Source organism: Microvirga sp. 2TAF3 (genome assembly GCF_052114965.1).
Lineage (GTDB): Bacteria > Pseudomonadota > Alphaproteobacteria > Rhizobiales > Beijerinckiaceae > Microvirga.
The window spans coordinates 233,477-249,030 of record NZ_JBFRFT010000003.1; the positions used below are offsets into that span (position 1 = coordinate 233,477).

The window sequence follows — 15,554 nt, forward strand, 5'->3', positions numbered from 1 at the left end:
CTGGACGGCGGCGCCTGTTAAGCTTAAAACTTCGTTACCACGAAGAAGCGGCACGGGAGGCTCCATGGCCGGAATGAAGCATGCGGAACGCTTAACCGCCTTGGCGATCACGGTTCTGCTGGGAGCCTGCCAGTCCGATTCCTTCGGCTCCCTGAGCGGATCGCCCGAGGGCGTGCCCATCGCCCTTGAGAGCATCGACGGCGCCCCGGCCCCGGTCCGGACGGCCTTCCTCGGCGAACTGACCACAGCCGCCTCCAGCCGCAAGGTGGAGCTTGTCGGGTCGAGCGCCCAGGCGCGCTATCGGGTCCGCGGCTATCTTTCGACGGAAACGACCGGCGGCGAGACCACGATCGCCTATGTCTGGGACGTGTTCGATTCCGAAAAGCGCCGGGCGAAGCGCCTGACCGGTACGGGCCCCGTCCGCGTTGCGGCCAAGTCCATTTCCGCCATCGACAAGGAGACGCTCGCCACGCTGGCCAGCGCGAGCATGGACGAGATCGCCGAGTTCTTGAGCGCCTCGAAAGCGGAATCGCCGATCCAGACCGCCGCCTCCTTCGACCCTGACGCTGTTGCGGCTCAGTAACGGCAGCCCGCCAAGTCAAGAAAGCTGCAAACTGCGGCCATGCGCGTATTGTGACGGTTTCTTATCGCTGCTAAGACCCATGCGCCTTGCCGCACAAGGGCAACAACGTCACGCGGTGGGCTCCACAGGTCACTCTTTAGAGCCAAAGATGCGTTCATGAAGCTCGTCGCGGGAAATTCCAATCGTCCGCTGGCGGAGGCCATCTCCGCCTATCTCAATGTACCGCTCGCCAAATGTCAGGTGAAGCGCTTCGCCGACATGGAAGTGTTCGTCGAAATCCAGGAAAACGTGCGCGGCGAGGACGTGTTCGTGATCCAATCGACGTCGTTCCCGGCGAACGACCATCTGATGGAACTCCTCATCATCATCGATGCCCTGCGCCGCTCCTCGGCGCGCCGCATCACGGCGGTGGTCCCCTATTTCGGCTATGCCCGCCAGGACCGGAAACCCGGCCCGCGCACGCCGATCTCGGCCAAGCTGGTGGCGAACCTCATCACCAATGCCGGCGCTGACCGCGTTCTGACCCTCGATCTCCATGCCGGGCAGATCCAGGGCTTCTTCGACATCCCCACCGACAACCTGTTCAGCGCGCCGATCATGGCGCGGGACGTGAAGGAGCGGCTGGACGGCGGCAACCGTATGGTGGTCTCGCCGGATGTGGGCGGCGTGGTACGCGCCCGCGCGCTGGCCAAGCGCATCGATGCCCCGCTCGCCATCGTCGACAAGCGCCGCGAGCGCCCAGGCGAGTCGGAGGTGATGAACATCATCGGCGAAGTCGAGGGCCGGTCCTGCATCCTGCTCGACGACATCGTGGATTCGGGCGGCACCCTGGTGAACGCGGCCGACGCCCTCCTCGCCAATGGGGCGAAGGAGGTCTACGCCTACATCACCCACGGCGTGCTCTCCGGCGGCGCGGTCTCGCGCATCGCCAATTCCCGCCTGAAGGAACTCGTGATCACCGATTCCATCATGCCGACGGAAGCCGTGAAGGTGGCGCACAACATTCGCGTCGTCCCCATCGCCCAGCTCATCGGCGAGGCCATCGGCCGCACGGCGACGGAAAGCTCGGTATCGAGCCTGTTCGATTAGAACACAGCCTGTCTCGAATGGACGCTTCGGTCGCGACCGAAGCGTCCATTCGAGACGCCTATATTTCCCCTCTGCTAAGCCCGCCCTGCTTTGACACATTGCGAAGGCGGTATGCAGATGAACGACGTTTCAATCCAGGAAAAGGCTCTTCCTTCCCACCGCGTGATCAATCCGTCGGTCCTTTATTTTGGAACTCCGGTCGCGCTGATCACAACGATGAATCCGGATGGCACTCCCAATATCTCCCCCATGTCGTCCGCCTGGGCGCTCGGGGATCGGGTCGTGCTTGGGATGTCGACCGGGGGACAGGGAAGCGAGAACGCCGTCCGTGAGGGCGAATGCGTGATAAATCTCGCTCCCGCCGGCCTTTGGGAGCAGGTGGAGCGACTCGCCCGGACCACTGCCCGCAATCCGGTTCCTGAATACAAAGCTGCTGCTGGCTATCATCACGAACCGCAAAAATTCGGGGCGGCCGGCCTGACTCCCTTGCCCTCGGATCTCGTGCGCCCGCCGCGCATTGCCGAATGCCCGCTTCAGTTCGAGGCTCGCATCGTGGCCGTTCACGCCTCCGGCGGAGAGGAATGGCGGGCAGGTTCCCACCATCCCTTCGCCATTATCGAGACCTGTGTGGAGCGCGTCCACGTTCACGACGACATGACGATCTCGGGGACGAACTACATCGATGTCAGCCGCTGGAAGCCCCTGCTATATGTCTTTCGGCACTATGTCGCAGCCGGAACCGACCTCGGCCGGACTTTCAAAGCCGAGGCATGAGAGCCTGCCAACTTGTTGCATTTCCGGGCGGCTTTCTCTATAAGCCGCCTCGCGCCCGCTCGACACCCTTGGAGGCACGGGCGCCCGACCTGACGGCCGCCAAAAAGGTTTTAGGACCCTGGGCGGCCTTCGGTTTTTAACCACCTGTTTTTAAGGACCACGACCATGAGCGATATCAAGCAGATCACGGCCGTGGCGCGCGACCGGGCCGGCAAGGGGGCCGCCCGGGCCGTTCGTCGCCAGGGCCAAGTTCCCGCCGTCATCTATGGAGGCGGCCAGGCCGCCGAGGCGATCTCCCTCGACTTCAACCAGACGAAGCAGCTGATCTTCGCCGGCCACTTCCTCACCACGATCTTCGAGATCGACGTGAACGGCAAGAAGACCCGCGCGATTCCGCGCGACTACCAGCTCGATCCGGTGAAGGACTTCCCGATCCACGTCGACTTCCTGCGTCTCGCCAAGGGCCAGGCGATCAAGGTCGTGGTGCCGGTGCACGTGGTCGGCCAGGAGAAGAGCCCGGGCGTGAAGCGCGGCGGCACGCTCCAGATCGTCGAGCACTCGGTGGAACTGCTCGTTCCCTCCGATGCGATTCCGGACTTCATCGAGGCCTCCGTCGCCGATCTCGACATCGGTTCGTCGGTCCACCTCGCAGATATCAAGTTGCCGAAGGGCGCCAAGCCGACCTCGACGGAGAACGTCACCCTCGTCACGGTCGTCGCTCCGTCCGGCATGAAGGAAGAGGAAGCGGCTCCGGCAGCGGCCGAGGGCGAGGCTCCCAAGGCCTAAACCGCCTTTACGCCGGGCGTCTGCCCTATCGATCGGCTTCGACGCTCCGACCGCAAGGCCGGAGCGTTTCTTATGAGGGTGTCCCGCGATGCGCCTTTTCGTCGGCCTCGGCAATCCTGGATCCCGCTACGCCAAGAACCGCCACAATATCGGCTTCATGGCAGTGGACGAGATCGCGCGCGCCCATGGGGCCTCCCCCTGGCGCAAGCGCTTTCAGGGCGAGACCGCGGAAGCCGTGATCGGGGGCGAGAGGGTGCTTCTCCTCAAGCCGCAGACCTACATGAACGAGTCCGGACGGGCGGTGGCGGAAGCCCAGCGCTTCTTCAAGATCCCGCTCTCGGACATGACGGTCTTCTACGACGAGCTCGATCTGCCCCCCGCGAAGCTCAGGGTGAAGGTCGGCGGCGGCAATGCCGGGCATAACGGCCTGCGCTCGATCACAGCCCATAGCGGCAACGATTACCGCCGCGTGCGGCTCGGCATCGGTCATCCAGGCCACAAGCCGCTGGTCCAGGCCCATGTTCTCGGGGATTTCGCCAAGGCGGAGGAGCCCTGGGTCGAGGATCTGACCCGCGCCATTGCGGACAATGCGGCGCTTCTCGCCAAGGGCGAGGATGCGAGCTTTCAGAACAAGGTCCACCTCGCCATGGAGGCGAAGGGCTGGACGGACGTGAAACGGCCCGGCGAGAAGCCCGGCCAAGACAAGAACAACGCCGGCTGACGCCGGCACGCAAGGAGTGAGGCCATGGGCTTCAAGATGGGTATCGTCGGACTGCCGAATGTGGGCAAGTCCACCCTCTTCAACGCATTGACCCAGACGGCTGCGGCGCAGGCGGCGAACTATCCGTTCTGCACCATCGAGCCGAATGTGGGCGACGTGGCCGTGCCGGACGACCGTCTCGAAAAGCTCGCCGGCATTGCCGGCTCGGGCCAGATCATCCCGACCCGCCTCACCTTCGTGGATATCGCGGGCCTCGTGCGCGGCGCGTCCAAGGGCGAAGGCCTCGGCAATCAGTTTCTCGCCAATATCCGCGAGGTCGATGCGGTCGCCCACGTGGTGCGCTGCTTCGAGGATACCGACATCACCCATGTGGAAGGCAAGATCGATCCCATCACCGATATCGAGATCATCGAGACCGAGCTGATGCTGGCTGATCTTGAGAGCCTCGAGAAGCGCGTCACGGCGCTCGAGAAGAAGGCGAAGGGCAACGACAAGGAAGCCAAGGAAACCCTCGACCTCGTCAATCGCACGCTTCCCCTGCTGCGCGACGGCAAGCCGGCCCGTCTCGTGGAGCGCAAGCCGGAGGAGGAGCGCCTGTTCCAGATGCTCGGCCTGCTCTCCTCCAAGCCCGTCCTCTATGTCTGCAACGTGGAGGAGGCTTCCGCGGACCAGGGCAACGCCTTCTCGGCCAAGGTCTTCGAGCGCGCCAAGGAAGAGGGCGCCAAGGCCGTCGTCGTCTCGGCCAAGATCGAGAGCGAGATCGCCGTGCTCGCCGCTGACGAGCAGAAGGACTATCTCGACGCCATCGGCCTCGCCGAGCCCGGCCTCAACCGCGTAATCCGCGCCGGTTACGAACTGCTCGGCCTCATCACCTATTTCACGGTCGGCCCGAAGGAAGCCCGCGCCTGGACGATCACCACGGGCACCCGCGCCCCGCAGGCGGCCGGCGTCATCCATACGGATTTCGAGAAGGGCTTCATCCGGGCCGAGACCATCGCCTATCCGGATTATGTCTCGCTGAAGGGCGAGGCCGGTGCGCGCGATGCGGGCAAGCTGCGCCTGGAAGGCAAGGAATACACCGTGCAGGATGGCGACGTGCTGCATTTCCGGTTCGCAAACTGACGGATTTGTGAACGGCGGCTTGGCCGCACGTTCAGCTGCGTCGTGCGTTAATCCTGCATGGAGGGACAGCCCATGCAGGATTCATTGGAAGATATCGCCTTTGCGGTGGGCGGGGCTGTGGTCTCGCCGGGTCCCGGCTCGGCCGAGCTGCTTCTTGCCATTCTTATCGCCTGCGGGTTCGCGTTCAGCACCCTCTATGCCCTCTTCACCGGACGGCACGGGCACGTATCCCGCTGGCCCGAGCGCCACTCTTGAGCGGGATCGTTCGCAAGTCTTGACGCGTTGAGCATCAGACCCTTCTGATGCTCCTTCCATGCAAATTCATCATCGCCATTCCTGGAATCTCTCCCCCGCAGAGGCCATCGCTCTTCAGAAAGAGCTGAGAACCGAAGTCGTTTCCGACCGCCCCATCGACCTTTCAGCCGTCCATGTCGTCGCCGGCGTCGACGTGAGTGTGAAGAACGAGCAGTCGCAGGCCGCCATCGTCGCGATGACCTATCCGGGCTTTCTGCCCATCGAGACGGTCCTAGCCCAGCGCCCCACGCCCTTTCCCTACATTCCCGGGCTCCTGAGCTTCCGGGAGGGTCCGGTGCTGGAGGAGGCTTTCGAGAAGCTGAAATCCGCGCCCGACGTCTTCCTCTTCGACGGCATGGGCATCGCCCATCCCCGCCGCATCGGCATCGCAAGCCATATGGGCTTGTGGCTGCAGCGCCCGACCATCGGCTGCGGCAAGACGCTTCTGTGCGGACGCTACAAGAACCTGGCCGAGGAGAAGGGCGCCGCCGCACCCCTCATCGATCGCGGCGAGACCATCGGCGTGGCCCTGCGGACCCGCACGGGCAAGAACCCTATGTTCATCTCACCCGGCCATCTGGCGGACATCGAGACGGCGGCAACGCTCGTCCTAGCCTGCTCACCGAAATATCGCTTGCCCGAGCCGATCCGCTTGGCGCACAACGCCGCTGGACAGTTCAATCCGTGACCTTCGCGTTGGGAAAGGGCCGCCATGGGCCTTTCCGTTCCATGCAGACGAAAGCCCGATGCCCCGTTTTGCCTTTGAAGACTTCACACCCGGCTCGACCCAAGTTTTAGGCCCGATCACCGTCTCGAAGGACGCGATCATCGCGTTCGCGCGGGAATACGATCCGCAGCCCTTTCATGTGGACGAGATCGCTGCCAAGGACAGTTTCGTAGGCACCCTGATCGCTTCGGGTTGGCATACCTGCGCGCTCAACATGCGCCTGCTCGCTGACGGCATTATCCTGGATTCGACCTCCATGGGATCGCCGGGGATCGACGAGCTCAAATGGATGAGGCCTGTCCGTCCGGGCGATACGTTGCGCTCGCGGATGACGGTTCTCGATTCCCGTCCCTCGAGGAGCAGGCCTTCCATCGGCCTCGTGCAGTTTCAGTTCGAGATGCTCAACCAGGATGACGAAATCGTCATGATCCAGAAGAACTGGATCATGTTCGGGCGCAAGGAGACCGGCCTCGCCATCAACGGAAGCCGCCGCCCTCCGGTGGAGCGAGCTTCCTCTGCATCTGCGTCGGCCATCGAACTGCCGCCCATGTCGGCCAATCCCTATCTCGAAGATCTCGTCGCGGGTCAAACGGAAGTCCTGGGCGAGTATGCTTTCACGTCCGAGGACATCATCCGCTTTGCGAAGCAGTTCGACCCGCAACGTTTCCACGTCGATCCGGACGCCGCGAAGGTGAGCCTGTTCGGTGAACTTTGCGCCTCGGGCTGGCAGACGGCCAGCATCTGGATGAAGCTGTTGGCGGGTCATCGCGACCGCATCCGCAGCGAGACGCTCGCCCGCGGCGAGCGTCCGGCAAGGCTCGGCCCCTCTCCGGGGTTCAGCAACCTGAAATGGCTGAAGCCCGTCTATGTGGGCGACACGATCACCTACCGCACGACGCTGACCGGCAAGCGTGTCTCCGCCTCCCGCCCCGGTTGGGGGCTGGCGACCCACCACAACATCGGTGTGAACCAACACGGTGAAGAGGTCTTTGCGTTCGATGGCGCGGTGTTCTGGGAAAGACGGTCTGAAAGGTAAGGCCGCGTTTGCGGCCGGGTCGGACTCCCTGCGGCGCCCCGAAATGGCGAACTCCACTGTCATTCCGGGCTCTCGCTAACGCACGCCCCGGAATGACAGTGGGAAGTCGCCGCAAGGCCAAAAAGCTCAGTGCCCTTCGAAGCTCACGAGGCTTCGCACCTCGACGCCGAGATCGCGAAGTTTCGCGGCGCCGCCGAGATCCGGCAGGTCGATGACGAAACAGGCCGCCACGATGTTGGCGCCCATCTGACGCAGGAGCTGCGTCGCGGCGACGGCCGTGCCCCCGGTGGCGATCAGGTCGTCGACGATGATGACCCGCTCGCCCTGGCCGATGGCGTCCGTGTGAATTTCCATCTCGTCCACGCCGTATTCCAGCGAATAGGCGATCCGCACGGTTTCATGGGGCAGCTTGCCCTTCTTGCGGATGGGGACGAAGCCGGCTGAGAGCTGGTGGGCGACAGCACCGCCGAGGATGAAGCCCCGCGCCTCGATTCCCGCCACCTTGTCCACGCGCCCGCCCGCGAAAGGATGGACGAGTTCGTCCACCGCCCGACGGAACGCACGCGCATCGCCGAGCAATGTCGTAATGTCCCTGAAGACGATGCCGGGCTTCGGATAATCCGGAATCGAGCGGATCGCTGACTTGAGATCGGTGAGAAGACGCTGGTCCATACACGTACCCTGACACATTTGAGGACGAATGACATCATCCGGGGAGCCGCGTCATGCCCGAACCGTTCCAGCGAACGATTATCACCGACATCGATATCCCCTTCGGAAGCCTGGTTTTGTTTTTCGTGAAAGCCTCGCTCGCTGCAATCCCGGCAGCCTTCATCGTCGCTTTCATCCTGGCTTTTATCGGCTGGCTGCTCCGGCTCATCTTCGGATTCGGGATGATGGGCGGAATGGTGACATGATCAGGCCGCTGCGGGTGTGAGAACCCGGCCCGCCACCGCATCGAGCTTCTTCAAAAGGCTCGGATCCCATGCGGAAGGCGCCGTCATGATAGCGTTGTCGAGAGCACGGTCGGAACCGGCCGGACAGGCTTCATGCTCGGCGGGGAAGTGTTTCGCGACCCGGGCGATCAGCTTGGCTACCTTCGCCGAATTCTGCTGAGCAACGGCAACGACCGCGGCCACATCCACGTCCCCATGCTCCGGATGCCAGCAATCGAAATCCGTCACCATGGCGATGGTGGCGTAAGTGATCTCGGCTTCGCGGGCGAGCTTCGCCTCCGGCATGGCGGTCATGCCGATCACGTCGTAGCCGAGCCCCTTGTAGGTCATCGACTCGGCATAGGTCGAAAATTGCGGCCCCTCGATGCAGACATAGGTTCCGCCGAGCCGGAAGGGGAGGCTCTCCTCGGTCGCCGCTTCCGCGATCCGTTGCTGCAACAGGGGGCCGACCGGATGGGCCATGGGCACATGGGCCACGCAGCCACGGCCAAAGAACGACGTCTCGCGCTTGTGGGTACGGTCCACGAATTGATCGACCAGCACGAAGACTCCCGGAAGAAGCTCCGGCTTGAAGGCGCCGCAGGCCGAGACCGAGATCAGATCGGTGACGCCTGCGCGCTTCAGGACATCGATATTGGCGCGATAATTGATATCGGAAGGCGAATAGCGATGCCCGCGTCCATGGCGGGGCAGGAAGACGACCTTCGTCGACCCGATACGCCCGATTCGCAGCGCATCCGAAGGCTCTCCCCAGGGAGACGATATGTGTTCCTCACGGAGGTCTTCGAGCCCGGGCAGATCGTAGACGCCCGATCCCCCGATGATACCTAATACGGCCTTGCTCATCGTTCCTGCCCTCCTTCGATCCGGGCTTTCTGCGTTCGGGGAGAATGTAGGGCCCGATCGCCGCCTTGGGCCATGACCACCCGCGCACCATCCAAAGAAAAAGGCCCCGGAACGGGGCCTTTTCATCTCAACTTCGCCTAGGCTCAGCTGTGCGTCGCCGTGACGTCGCTATGCCCGACCTTGGCCCAGACCTTCTTCTTGGTGAAGTAGAGCAGGCCGGACAGGAGTATCAGGAAGAGGATGGCCTGGAAGCCGATGCGCTTGCGCGCCTCGAGCTTGGGCTCGGCCGTCCACATCAGGAACGCGGTGACGTCGCGGGAATATTGGTCGACCGTCTCGGGCGCCTGAGGCTGGCCGTTCGCATCCTTCGGATACTCGACCTGGCCATCGCTCAGCGGCTTGGGCATGGCGATGATGTGGCCCGGGAAGTACTCGTTGTAGTGCCCGCCCGCCGGAACCTGGGAGCCTGCCGGAGGCTCCTTGTAGCCGTCGAGCACCGCGTGGACGTAGTCAGGGCCGGTTTCCGCGAACTGCGTGAACATGTCGAAGACGAACCAGGGGAAGCCGCGCTCATAGGTGCGGGCCTTGGCCATCAGCGACAAATCCGGCGGCGCCTTGCCACCATTGGCCGCAGCCGCCGCGTTCTCGTTCGGGAACGGAGCGGGGAAATGATCGGCCGGGCGGGCGGGACGCTCGAACATGTCGCCGGCATCGTTCGGGCCGTCCTGGACCTTGTACTCGGCGGCGAGCGCGCGAACCTGCGCCTCGGAGAATTCCGGACCGCCGGGCTCCGCCAGATTGCGGAAGGCCACATAGTTCAGGCTGTGGCAGGAGGAGCAAACCTCCCGATAGATCTTGAAGCCGCGCTGGAGCTGAGCCCGGTCGAAGGTGCCGAACGGACCGTGGAAGCTCCACTTCAGCTGGGGCGGAACCGGAGTTCCCTCGGCAGCGAGAGCGGGAGCCGACAGGCCGAGAACGGCCGCGGCGATGAGAAGAGTACGCTTCATCATGATGTTATTTCCCCAGCGCTCGCATCAGCCCTTGGACTGCGGCTCGGCACTGGCACCGGCCGGCAGAGCTGCTCCACCCTTCACACCCATCACGGATTCGAGGATCGAATTCGGCAGCGGCAGCGGACGCTCGATGAAGCCCAGCAACGGCAGGATGATCAGGAAGTGGATGAAGTAATAGGCCGTCGCGATCTGCGAGACGATGACGTACCAGCCCTCCGGCGGCTTCGCGCCGAGCCAGCCCAGCAGAACCGTGTCGGCGACAAGGATCCAGAAGAACTGCTTGTAGAGCGGGCGGTAGGTCGTCGAGCGGACCTTCGAGGTGTCGAGCCACGGCAGGAAGGCCAGGACCGCGATCGAGGCGAACATGGCGATGACGCCGCCGAGCTTGTCCGGAATGGCGCGCAGGATCGCGTAGAACGGCAGGAAGTACCATTCAGGCACGATGTGAGTCGGCGTCACCGACGGATTCGCGGGGACGTAGTTGTCCGCGTGGCCGAGGAAGTTCGGGATGTAGAACACGAACCACGCGAAGAAGACCAAGAACACCGCCGTGGCGAAGAGATCCTTGATCGTGGCGTAGGGCGTGAAGGGAACCGCGTCCTTGCCAGACTTGATCGGAACGCCGGTCGGGTTGTTCTGGCCCGGCACATGCAGCGCCCAGATGTGGAGAATGACCACACCGAAGATCATGAAGGGCAGCAGGTAGTGGATCGAGAAGAAGCGGTTCAGGGTCGGGTTGCCGACGGAATAGCCGCCCCAGAGCAGGCTCTGGATGGTGTCGCCGATGCCCGGAATGGCCGCGAGGATGTTGGTGATGACGGTCGCACCCCAGAAGCTCATCTGGCCCCACGGCAGCACGTAACCCATGAAGGCGGTGGCCATCATGAGACCGTAGATGATGACGCCGAGGATCCACAGGATCTCGCGGGGAGCCTTATAGGATCCGTAATAGAGGCCGCGGAAGATGTGGATATAGACCGCGACGAAGAACATCGAGGCGCCGTTGGCGTGCAGATAGCGGATGAGCCAGCCGAAATTCACATCGCGCATGATGTGCTCGACGGACTGGAACGCCATCGAGGCATGCGGCGTATAGTACATCGCCAGGAACACGCCCGTCACGATCTGTGACACAAGCATGAACATGAGGATGGCGCCGAAGGTCCAGAAATAGTTCAGGTTCCGCGGAACGGGGAACGCGATGAACGAGGAATGGATGAGGCCCGCGATGGGCAAGCGGCTTTCGAACCATTTGCCGAAGGCGCTCTTGGGAACATAGGTGGTGGAATGCTGGCTCATGATTATCGCCTGATCGGATTGGCCGTCGCGGAAGGTTACGCCTTGGCTTCTTGGCCGATGACGATCTTCGTATCGGACGCGAAGGTGTAGGGCGGGATCGGCAGATTGATCGGAGCCGGGCCACCACGAACGCGACCCGACGTATCGAAGATCGAACCATGGCACGGGCAGAACCAGCCCTCATATTGACCCTGATGACCCAGTGGCACGCAGCCCAGATGGGTGCAGTTGCCGTAGACGATCAGCCATTGGGCGTGGCCGGGCTTGACGCGGGCCGAGTCAGGCTGCGGATCGCGAAGGGCCGCAACATTCACATCCTCGGCAGCCTTGATCTCGGCCGGGGTGCGGTTGCGGATGAAAATGAGCTTCCCGCGCCAGAACACCTTCACGATCTGGCCTTCGGCGATCGGCGTCAGATCGACTTCGACCGGCGCGCCAGCGGCGACCGTGGCCGCGTCGGGCGTCATCGATTGAATGAAGGGCCACACCAGGGTAGCGCCGCCAACGGCAGCGGCCGCACCGGTGGCGATGAAGAGGAAATCGCGCCGTGTCGGCTCAACGACGGTAGAGGTGGTCTCGGCCACTTGGCTCTCCAGCATACGTCAACAAACGAGAACCGCGCATCTGCGGTGACTTGGCAACCCAAACCGGCAATCCAAGCACCCGGCACGCTGCTCGTTTGAACAAGCATACGCGCCAATGCGCGCGCAATGCGACTGGGCGTCGCCACGCGAAGCGCTCTTTGGCATGGTCAAGCCCGCCTGTCTATAGGTGGATTGGACTTGTTCCAGTCTCTCTCACTCAGATTACCGCCGTTTCCTCGGCTCCGAGGAAGCCGCCGGACTGGCGCCGCCAGAGCCTGGCATAGAGCCCGCCCCTCCGCAAAAGCTCCGCATGGCTGCCCTCTTCGACGATCCGGCCCTTGTCGATGACGATGAGCCGGTCCAGGGCCGCGATGGTGGATAGCCGGTGGGCGATGGCGACCACCGTCTTTCCTTCCATGAGAGTGGAAAGCGCCTCCTGGATCGCCGCCTCGACCTCCGAATCCAGGGCGGAGGTCGCCTCGTCCAGGACCAGGATCGGGGCATCCTTCAGGATCACGCGGGCGATGGCGATGCGCTGGCGCTGCCCGCCCGAGAGCTTCACCCCCCGCTCGCCCACATGGGCGTCGTAGCCGCGCCGGCCCCGGTGATCCTCCAGATCGAGGATGAATTCATGGGCGTGGGCGAGGCGCGCCGCCTGCTCGATCTCGCTGTCCTTCGCCCCCGGACGGCCATAGGCGATGTTCTCCCGGATCGAGCGGTGCAGCAGGGAGGTATCCTGCGTCACCATGGCGATCGCGGCCCTGAGGCTGTCCTGGCTGACCTTGGCGATGTCCTGCCCGTCGATGAGGATTCTCCCCTCCTCCACATCGTGGAGGCGCAGGAGGAGAGAGGTGATCGTGGTCTTGCCCGCCCCGCTCGTGCCGACGAGGCCGACCTTTTCGCCGGCGTGAATCGTGAGATTCAGATCCTCGATCACTCCGTCTTCCCGCCCATAATGGAACGAGACGTGATCGAAACGCACCTCGCCTGCCGTCACCTCGAGCTTCTCCGCTTTCGGCGCATCGACGATGCCGTGCGGCCGGGCGATGGTCTCCATGCTCTCCTGCACGACGCCGATATTCTCGAAGACTCCGCGCACGGTCTGCATCACCCAGCCGGACATGGCGAGGATGCGCATGACGAGGGACAACCCGGTCGCCGCCTCGCCGCTCGTCATCAGCCCGCGCATCCATAGGGAGATGGAGAGCGCGCCGGTCGCCACGAGAAGGGCGCTGTTCATGAGTGCGAGGAGGCCCGTGACGCTGGTGATGAGACGGAAGGAGTTCAGAAAGGCTTCCGTGTGCGCGGCCAGCGCGCTCTGGACGGCCGAGCGCTCCTCCGCCCTGCGGGCAAAGAGTTTGACGGTCAGGATGTTGGTGTAGCTGTCGACGATTCTCCCCACCAGGACGGAGCGGGTATCGGCCACGGTCAGGGATCGCGCCCTCGCCCGCGGCACGAAATAGCGCAGCAGAAGGAGATAGCCGACGATCCAGAGCCCCATCGGCAGGGCGAGCCAGGGGCTGATCCTGGAAAACAGGCCCAGCGCCGTGAAGGCGAAGATCGCCACATAGAGAAGCGTATCGAGCACCGTTACCGCGATTTCGCGGATGGCGCCCCCGGCCTGGGTGATGCGATTGGCGAGACGCCCGGCAAAATCGGCCTGGAAATAGCTCAACGCATGGCCCAGCGTGTAGAGATGGGTCCGCCAGCGGATCATGTTGGTGCTCTGCGGCACCAGAACCTGATTCGTGATCGCCTCATGCACGAAGTGCAGGACCGGCCGCACGAACAGGATCGCGGCGGCGATGAGCAGCAGCGACGTTCCGTGATCGGCCCAGAGCGTATCCGGTGTTGCATGGGCGAGGATGTCCACGATCCAGCCCAGGATGACGTAGAGCGAGGCCTCGAACAGGCCCACGATCAGGGAGGCGATGAAGAGAACGAAGAGCCAGAAACGGATCGGCCGGATATAGTGCCAGGAGAATGCACTGACCGTTTTGGGAGGCGTCTCGTTCTCGTTGAAGGGGGAAAACGGGTCGATCTGCTTTTCAAACCACCGAAACATTCCGGTCCTCGGATCATCCCTCGCCCAGCCCTGCTATAACACGACAGGCGGCGAAGCGTTCACTTGACGTCGGCGCGTGCTTTCGCCGATGAGGCATGCCATGCCCCGACTTGCTCTTTATCAACCGGACATCCCGCAGAACACCGGCACGATGCTGCGCCTGGCCGCCTGCCTCGGCGTCCCGGTCGAGATCATCGAACCGGCGGGCTTCGACGTCTCGGACCGCAACCTGCGCCGCTCCGGCATGGATTATCTCGACCGCGTCGCGATCACGCGCCACATCTCCTGGCGCAGTTTCGAGGCATGGCGGCAAGAGAGCAAGATGTCTTCGAGCAAGGCCCCTTCGAGCAAGCCCCGCCTGATCCTGGCCACCACGAAAGCCGCGACGCCCTATGCCAGCTTCGCCTATGAGCCCGACGACATCATCCTGGTTGGACGGGAATCCGCCGGCGTTCCGGACGAGGTCCACGACGCGGCGGATGCACGGATCATCATCCCCATGCAGCCGGGCCTGCGCTCCCTCAATGTCGCGGTCACGGCGGCAATGATCTTAGGGGAAGCGCTCCGGCAGACGGGTTCCTTTCCGGACCCCACCATTCTACAGACATGAGCGAAACCGACCCAGCCCTCATCCTGAGGAGAGCCGCCAGGCTCGTCTCGAAGGACGAGGGCGATTCCAGAGTGCGCTGGATCATCCTTCGAGACGCTTCGCTCCTCAGGATGAGGCTATCGCCTCCGCTTGCCGAGGACCAACCATGACCGACCCCGCCGTTCAACGCCTGCAAACCGAGGCCCCTGTCTGGTTTTCCGCCCTGCGCGACCGGATCTGCGCCGCTTTCGAGACGATCGAGACTGAGGTGACGGCACCCCTGCCTCCGGAGGCGTCCGAGCCCGGCCACTTCGAGCGCAAACCCTGGGAACGCAAGGATCACAGCGGCAATCCGGGTGGTGGTGGCGTCATGTCGATGATGCGGGGCCGGGTCTTCGAGAAGGTCGGCGTGCATGTCTCCACCGTCCATGGGGAATTCGCACCGGAATTTCGCGGCCAGATCCCGGGCTCGGACCAGGATCCGCGCTTCTGGGCCTCGGGCATCTCGCTGATCGCCCACCCCTGGAACCCGAACGTACCAACCGTTCACATGAACACCCGTTTCGTGGTGACCACGAAGCCATGGTTCGGAGGCGGCGCGGACCTGACCCCGGTGCTCGACCGGCGCAGGACACAAGAAGATCCTGACACCGTCGCTTTCCATGCCGCCCTGAAGGAGGCGTGCGAGCGGCACCCCTCCGCGCCTTACGACAAATACAAAGCCTGGTGCGACGAGTACTTCTTCCTCAAGCACCGCAAGGAGCCGCGCGGTATCGGCGGCATCTTCTACGATTACCACTGGACCGGCGACCCGGATGAGGATTTCGCCTTCACCCGCGATGTGGGCGAGACGTTCCTGAAGATCTACCCGGAAATCGTCCGGCGCAACGTGAGTACGGATTGGACGGAAGCCGACCGGGTTGAACAGCAGGTACGGCGCGGGCGCTATGTTGAGTTCAACCTACTCTACGACCGGGGTACGATTTTCGGCCTGAAGACCGGTGGAAATATCGACTCGATTCTCTCCTCCATGCCGCCGACCGTCCGCTGGCCTTGAGAATTCAGGCCTT

At 63.4% G+C, this 15,554-nt stretch carries 18 protein-coding genes; 12 read left to right on the top strand and 6 right to left on the bottom strand.

Translation table 11 applies throughout. The features are described from left to right. Positions 1-64: 64 nt before the first annotated feature. The 9 genes from AB4Y97_RS05275 (at position 65) to AB4Y97_RS05315 (ending at position 7,132) form a co-directional block, all read left to right on the top strand. On the top strand, positions 65-583 hold the full coding sequence (locus AB4Y97_RS05275) for a hypothetical protein (protein WP_441997964.1): 519 nt from the start codon (positions 65-67) through the stop codon (positions 581-583). Between the two features lie 156 nt (positions 584-739). After that, entirely contained in the window at positions 740-1,672 is a 933-nt protein-coding gene (locus AB4Y97_RS05280) for a ribose-phosphate pyrophosphokinase (protein WP_441997965.1), read from the top strand. Between the two features lie 117 nt (positions 1,673-1,789). Beyond that, positions 1,790-2,446, top strand: a complete 657-nt coding sequence (locus AB4Y97_RS05285) for a flavin reductase family protein (protein WP_441997966.1) — start codon at positions 1,790-1,792, stop codon at positions 2,444-2,446. Positions 2,447-2,611: 165 nt separating this feature from the next. Beyond that, positions 2,612-3,232: a 50S ribosomal protein L25/general stress protein Ctc gene (locus AB4Y97_RS05290; protein WP_441997967.1), complete on the top strand. Its 621-nt coding sequence runs from the start codon at positions 2,612-2,614 to the stop codon at positions 3,230-3,232. Positions 3,233-3,320: 88 nt separating this feature from the next. Further along, on the top strand, positions 3,321-3,953 hold the full coding sequence (gene pth / locus AB4Y97_RS05295; protein ID WP_441997968.1) for an aminoacyl-tRNA hydrolase: 633 nt from the start codon (positions 3,321-3,323) through the stop codon (positions 3,951-3,953). 24 nt (positions 3,954-3,977) lie between these two features. After that, on the top strand, positions 3,978-5,075 hold the full coding sequence (gene ychF, locus AB4Y97_RS05300; protein WP_441997969.1) for a redox-regulated ATPase YchF: 1,098 nt from the start codon (positions 3,978-3,980) through the stop codon (positions 5,073-5,075). 72 nt (positions 5,076-5,147) lie between these two features. Continuing rightward, entirely contained in the window at positions 5,148-5,330 is a 183-nt protein-coding gene (locus tag AB4Y97_RS05305; protein WP_441997970.1) for a hypothetical protein, read from the top strand. Positions 5,331-5,388: 58 nt separating this feature from the next. After that, entirely contained in the window at positions 5,389-6,057 is a 669-nt protein-coding gene (gene nfi / locus AB4Y97_RS05310) for a deoxyribonuclease V (RefSeq protein WP_441997971.1), read from the top strand. A 58-nt stretch (positions 6,058-6,115) separates the two neighbouring features. Next, positions 6,116-7,132 (top strand): MaoC family dehydratase, encoded by a 1,017-nt coding sequence (locus AB4Y97_RS05315; RefSeq protein WP_441997972.1) that lies wholly within the window; start codon positions 6,116-6,118, stop codon positions 7,130-7,132. A gap of 126 nt (positions 7,133-7,258) precedes the next feature. Here AB4Y97_RS05315 and AB4Y97_RS05320 read toward each other — a convergent pair whose 3' ends face one another. Further along, positions 7,259-7,804 (bottom strand): adenine phosphoribosyltransferase, encoded by a 546-nt coding sequence (locus AB4Y97_RS05320; RefSeq protein ID WP_441997973.1) that lies wholly within the window; start codon positions 7,802-7,804, stop codon positions 7,259-7,261. A 53-nt stretch (positions 7,805-7,857) separates the two neighbouring features. On the opposite strand from AB4Y97_RS05320, the gene AB4Y97_RS05325 reads away from it, so the two are divergent. Continuing rightward, entirely contained in the window at positions 7,858-8,049 is a 192-nt protein-coding gene (locus AB4Y97_RS05325) for a hypothetical protein (protein WP_441997974.1), read from the top strand. Here AB4Y97_RS05325 and AB4Y97_RS05330 read toward each other — a convergent pair whose 3' ends face one another. The 5 genes from AB4Y97_RS05330 to AB4Y97_RS05350 form a co-directional block, all read right to left on the bottom strand. Then, positions 8,050-8,934: an S-methyl-5'-thioadenosine phosphorylase gene (locus AB4Y97_RS05330; protein ID WP_441997975.1), complete on the bottom strand. Its 885-nt coding sequence runs from the start codon at positions 8,932-8,934 to the stop codon at positions 8,050-8,052. Positions 8,935-9,077: 143 nt separating this feature from the next. Next, the gene (locus tag AB4Y97_RS05335) at positions 9,078-9,944 is read right to left on the bottom strand and encodes a cytochrome c1 (RefSeq protein WP_441997976.1); all 867 of its coding nucleotides are present in this window, start codon (positions 9,942-9,944) and stop codon (positions 9,078-9,080) included. 24 nt (positions 9,945-9,968) lie between these two features. Further along, positions 9,969-11,246, bottom strand: coding sequence for a cytochrome b (locus AB4Y97_RS05340; protein ID WP_441997977.1), 1,278 nt, complete (start codon positions 11,244-11,246; stop codon positions 9,969-9,971). A gap of 35 nt (positions 11,247-11,281) precedes the next feature. Continuing rightward, complete coding sequence (gene petA, locus AB4Y97_RS05345; RefSeq protein ID WP_441997978.1) at positions 11,282-11,830, bottom strand: ubiquinol-cytochrome c reductase iron-sulfur subunit; 549 nt, start codon at positions 11,828-11,830, stop codon at positions 11,282-11,284. A gap of 217 nt (positions 11,831-12,047) precedes the next feature. Further along, positions 12,048-13,895: an ABC transporter ATP-binding protein gene (locus tag AB4Y97_RS05350; protein WP_441997980.1), complete on the bottom strand. Its 1,848-nt coding sequence runs from the start codon at positions 13,893-13,895 to the stop codon at positions 12,048-12,050. A gap of 100 nt (positions 13,896-13,995) precedes the next feature. Between AB4Y97_RS05350 and AB4Y97_RS05355 the strand changes: the two genes are divergently transcribed. Continuing rightward, positions 13,996-14,505, top strand: coding sequence for a tRNA (cytidine(34)-2'-O)-methyltransferase (locus AB4Y97_RS05355; protein ID WP_441997981.1), 510 nt, complete (start codon positions 13,996-13,998; stop codon positions 14,503-14,505). A 145-nt stretch (positions 14,506-14,650) separates the two neighbouring features. Further along, on the top strand, positions 14,651-15,541 hold the full coding sequence (gene hemF / locus AB4Y97_RS05360) for an oxygen-dependent coproporphyrinogen oxidase (RefSeq protein WP_441997982.1): 891 nt from the start codon (positions 14,651-14,653) through the stop codon (positions 15,539-15,541). Positions 15,542-15,554 lie beyond the last annotated feature (13 nt).

What these genes read in the sequence shown, in the direction of transcription:
- AB4Y97_RS05275 (WP_441997964.1), top strand. Translation starts at nt 65, where the DNA reads ATGGCCGGAATGAAGCATGCGGAACGCTTAACCGCCTTGGCGATCACG.
- AB4Y97_RS05320 (WP_441997973.1), bottom strand. Translation starts at nt 7,804, where the DNA reads ATGGACCAGCGTCTTCTCACCGATCTCAAGTCAGCGATCCGCTCGATT.
- AB4Y97_RS05315 (WP_441997972.1), top strand. Translation starts at nt 6,116, where the DNA reads ATGCCCCGTTTTGCCTTTGAAGACTTCACACCCGGCTCGACCCAAGTT.
- AB4Y97_RS05280 (WP_441997965.1), top strand. Translation starts at nt 740, where the DNA reads ATGAAGCTCGTCGCGGGAAATTCCAATCGTCCGCTGGCGGAGGCCATC.
- ychF (WP_441997969.1), top strand. Translation starts at nt 3,978, where the DNA reads ATGGGCTTCAAGATGGGTATCGTCGGACTGCCGAATGTGGGCAAGTCC.
- AB4Y97_RS05330 (WP_441997975.1), bottom strand. Translation starts at nt 8,934, where the DNA reads ATGAGCAAGGCCGTATTAGGTATCATCGGGGGATCGGGCGTCTACGAT.
- AB4Y97_RS05355 (WP_441997981.1), top strand. Translation starts at nt 13,996, where the DNA reads ATGCCCCGACTTGCTCTTTATCAACCGGACATCCCGCAGAACACCGGC.
- AB4Y97_RS05340 (WP_441997977.1), bottom strand. Translation starts at nt 11,246, where the DNA reads ATGAGCCAGCATTCCACCACCTATGTTCCCAAGAGCGCCTTCGGCAAA.
- AB4Y97_RS05350 (WP_441997980.1), bottom strand. Translation starts at nt 13,895, where the DNA reads ATGTTTCGGTGGTTTGAAAAGCAGATCGACCCGTTTTCCCCCTTCAAC.
- AB4Y97_RS05290 (WP_441997967.1), top strand. Translation starts at nt 2,612, where the DNA reads ATGAGCGATATCAAGCAGATCACGGCCGTGGCGCGCGACCGGGCCGGC.
- nfi (WP_441997971.1), top strand. Translation starts at nt 5,389, where the DNA reads ATGCAAATTCATCATCGCCATTCCTGGAATCTCTCCCCCGCAGAGGCC.
- AB4Y97_RS05305 (WP_441997970.1), top strand. Translation starts at nt 5,148, where the DNA reads ATGCAGGATTCATTGGAAGATATCGCCTTTGCGGTGGGCGGGGCTGTG.
- AB4Y97_RS05325 (WP_441997974.1), top strand. Translation starts at nt 7,858, where the DNA reads ATGCCCGAACCGTTCCAGCGAACGATTATCACCGACATCGATATCCCC.
- AB4Y97_RS05285 (WP_441997966.1), top strand. Translation starts at nt 1,790, where the DNA reads ATGAACGACGTTTCAATCCAGGAAAAGGCTCTTCCTTCCCACCGCGTG.
- pth (WP_441997968.1), top strand. Translation starts at nt 3,321, where the DNA reads ATGCGCCTTTTCGTCGGCCTCGGCAATCCTGGATCCCGCTACGCCAAG.
- AB4Y97_RS05335 (WP_441997976.1), bottom strand. Translation starts at nt 9,944, where the DNA reads ATGATGAAGCGTACTCTTCTCATCGCCGCGGCCGTTCTCGGCCTGTCG.
- hemF (WP_441997982.1), top strand. Translation starts at nt 14,651, where the DNA reads ATGACCGACCCCGCCGTTCAACGCCTGCAAACCGAGGCCCCTGTCTGG.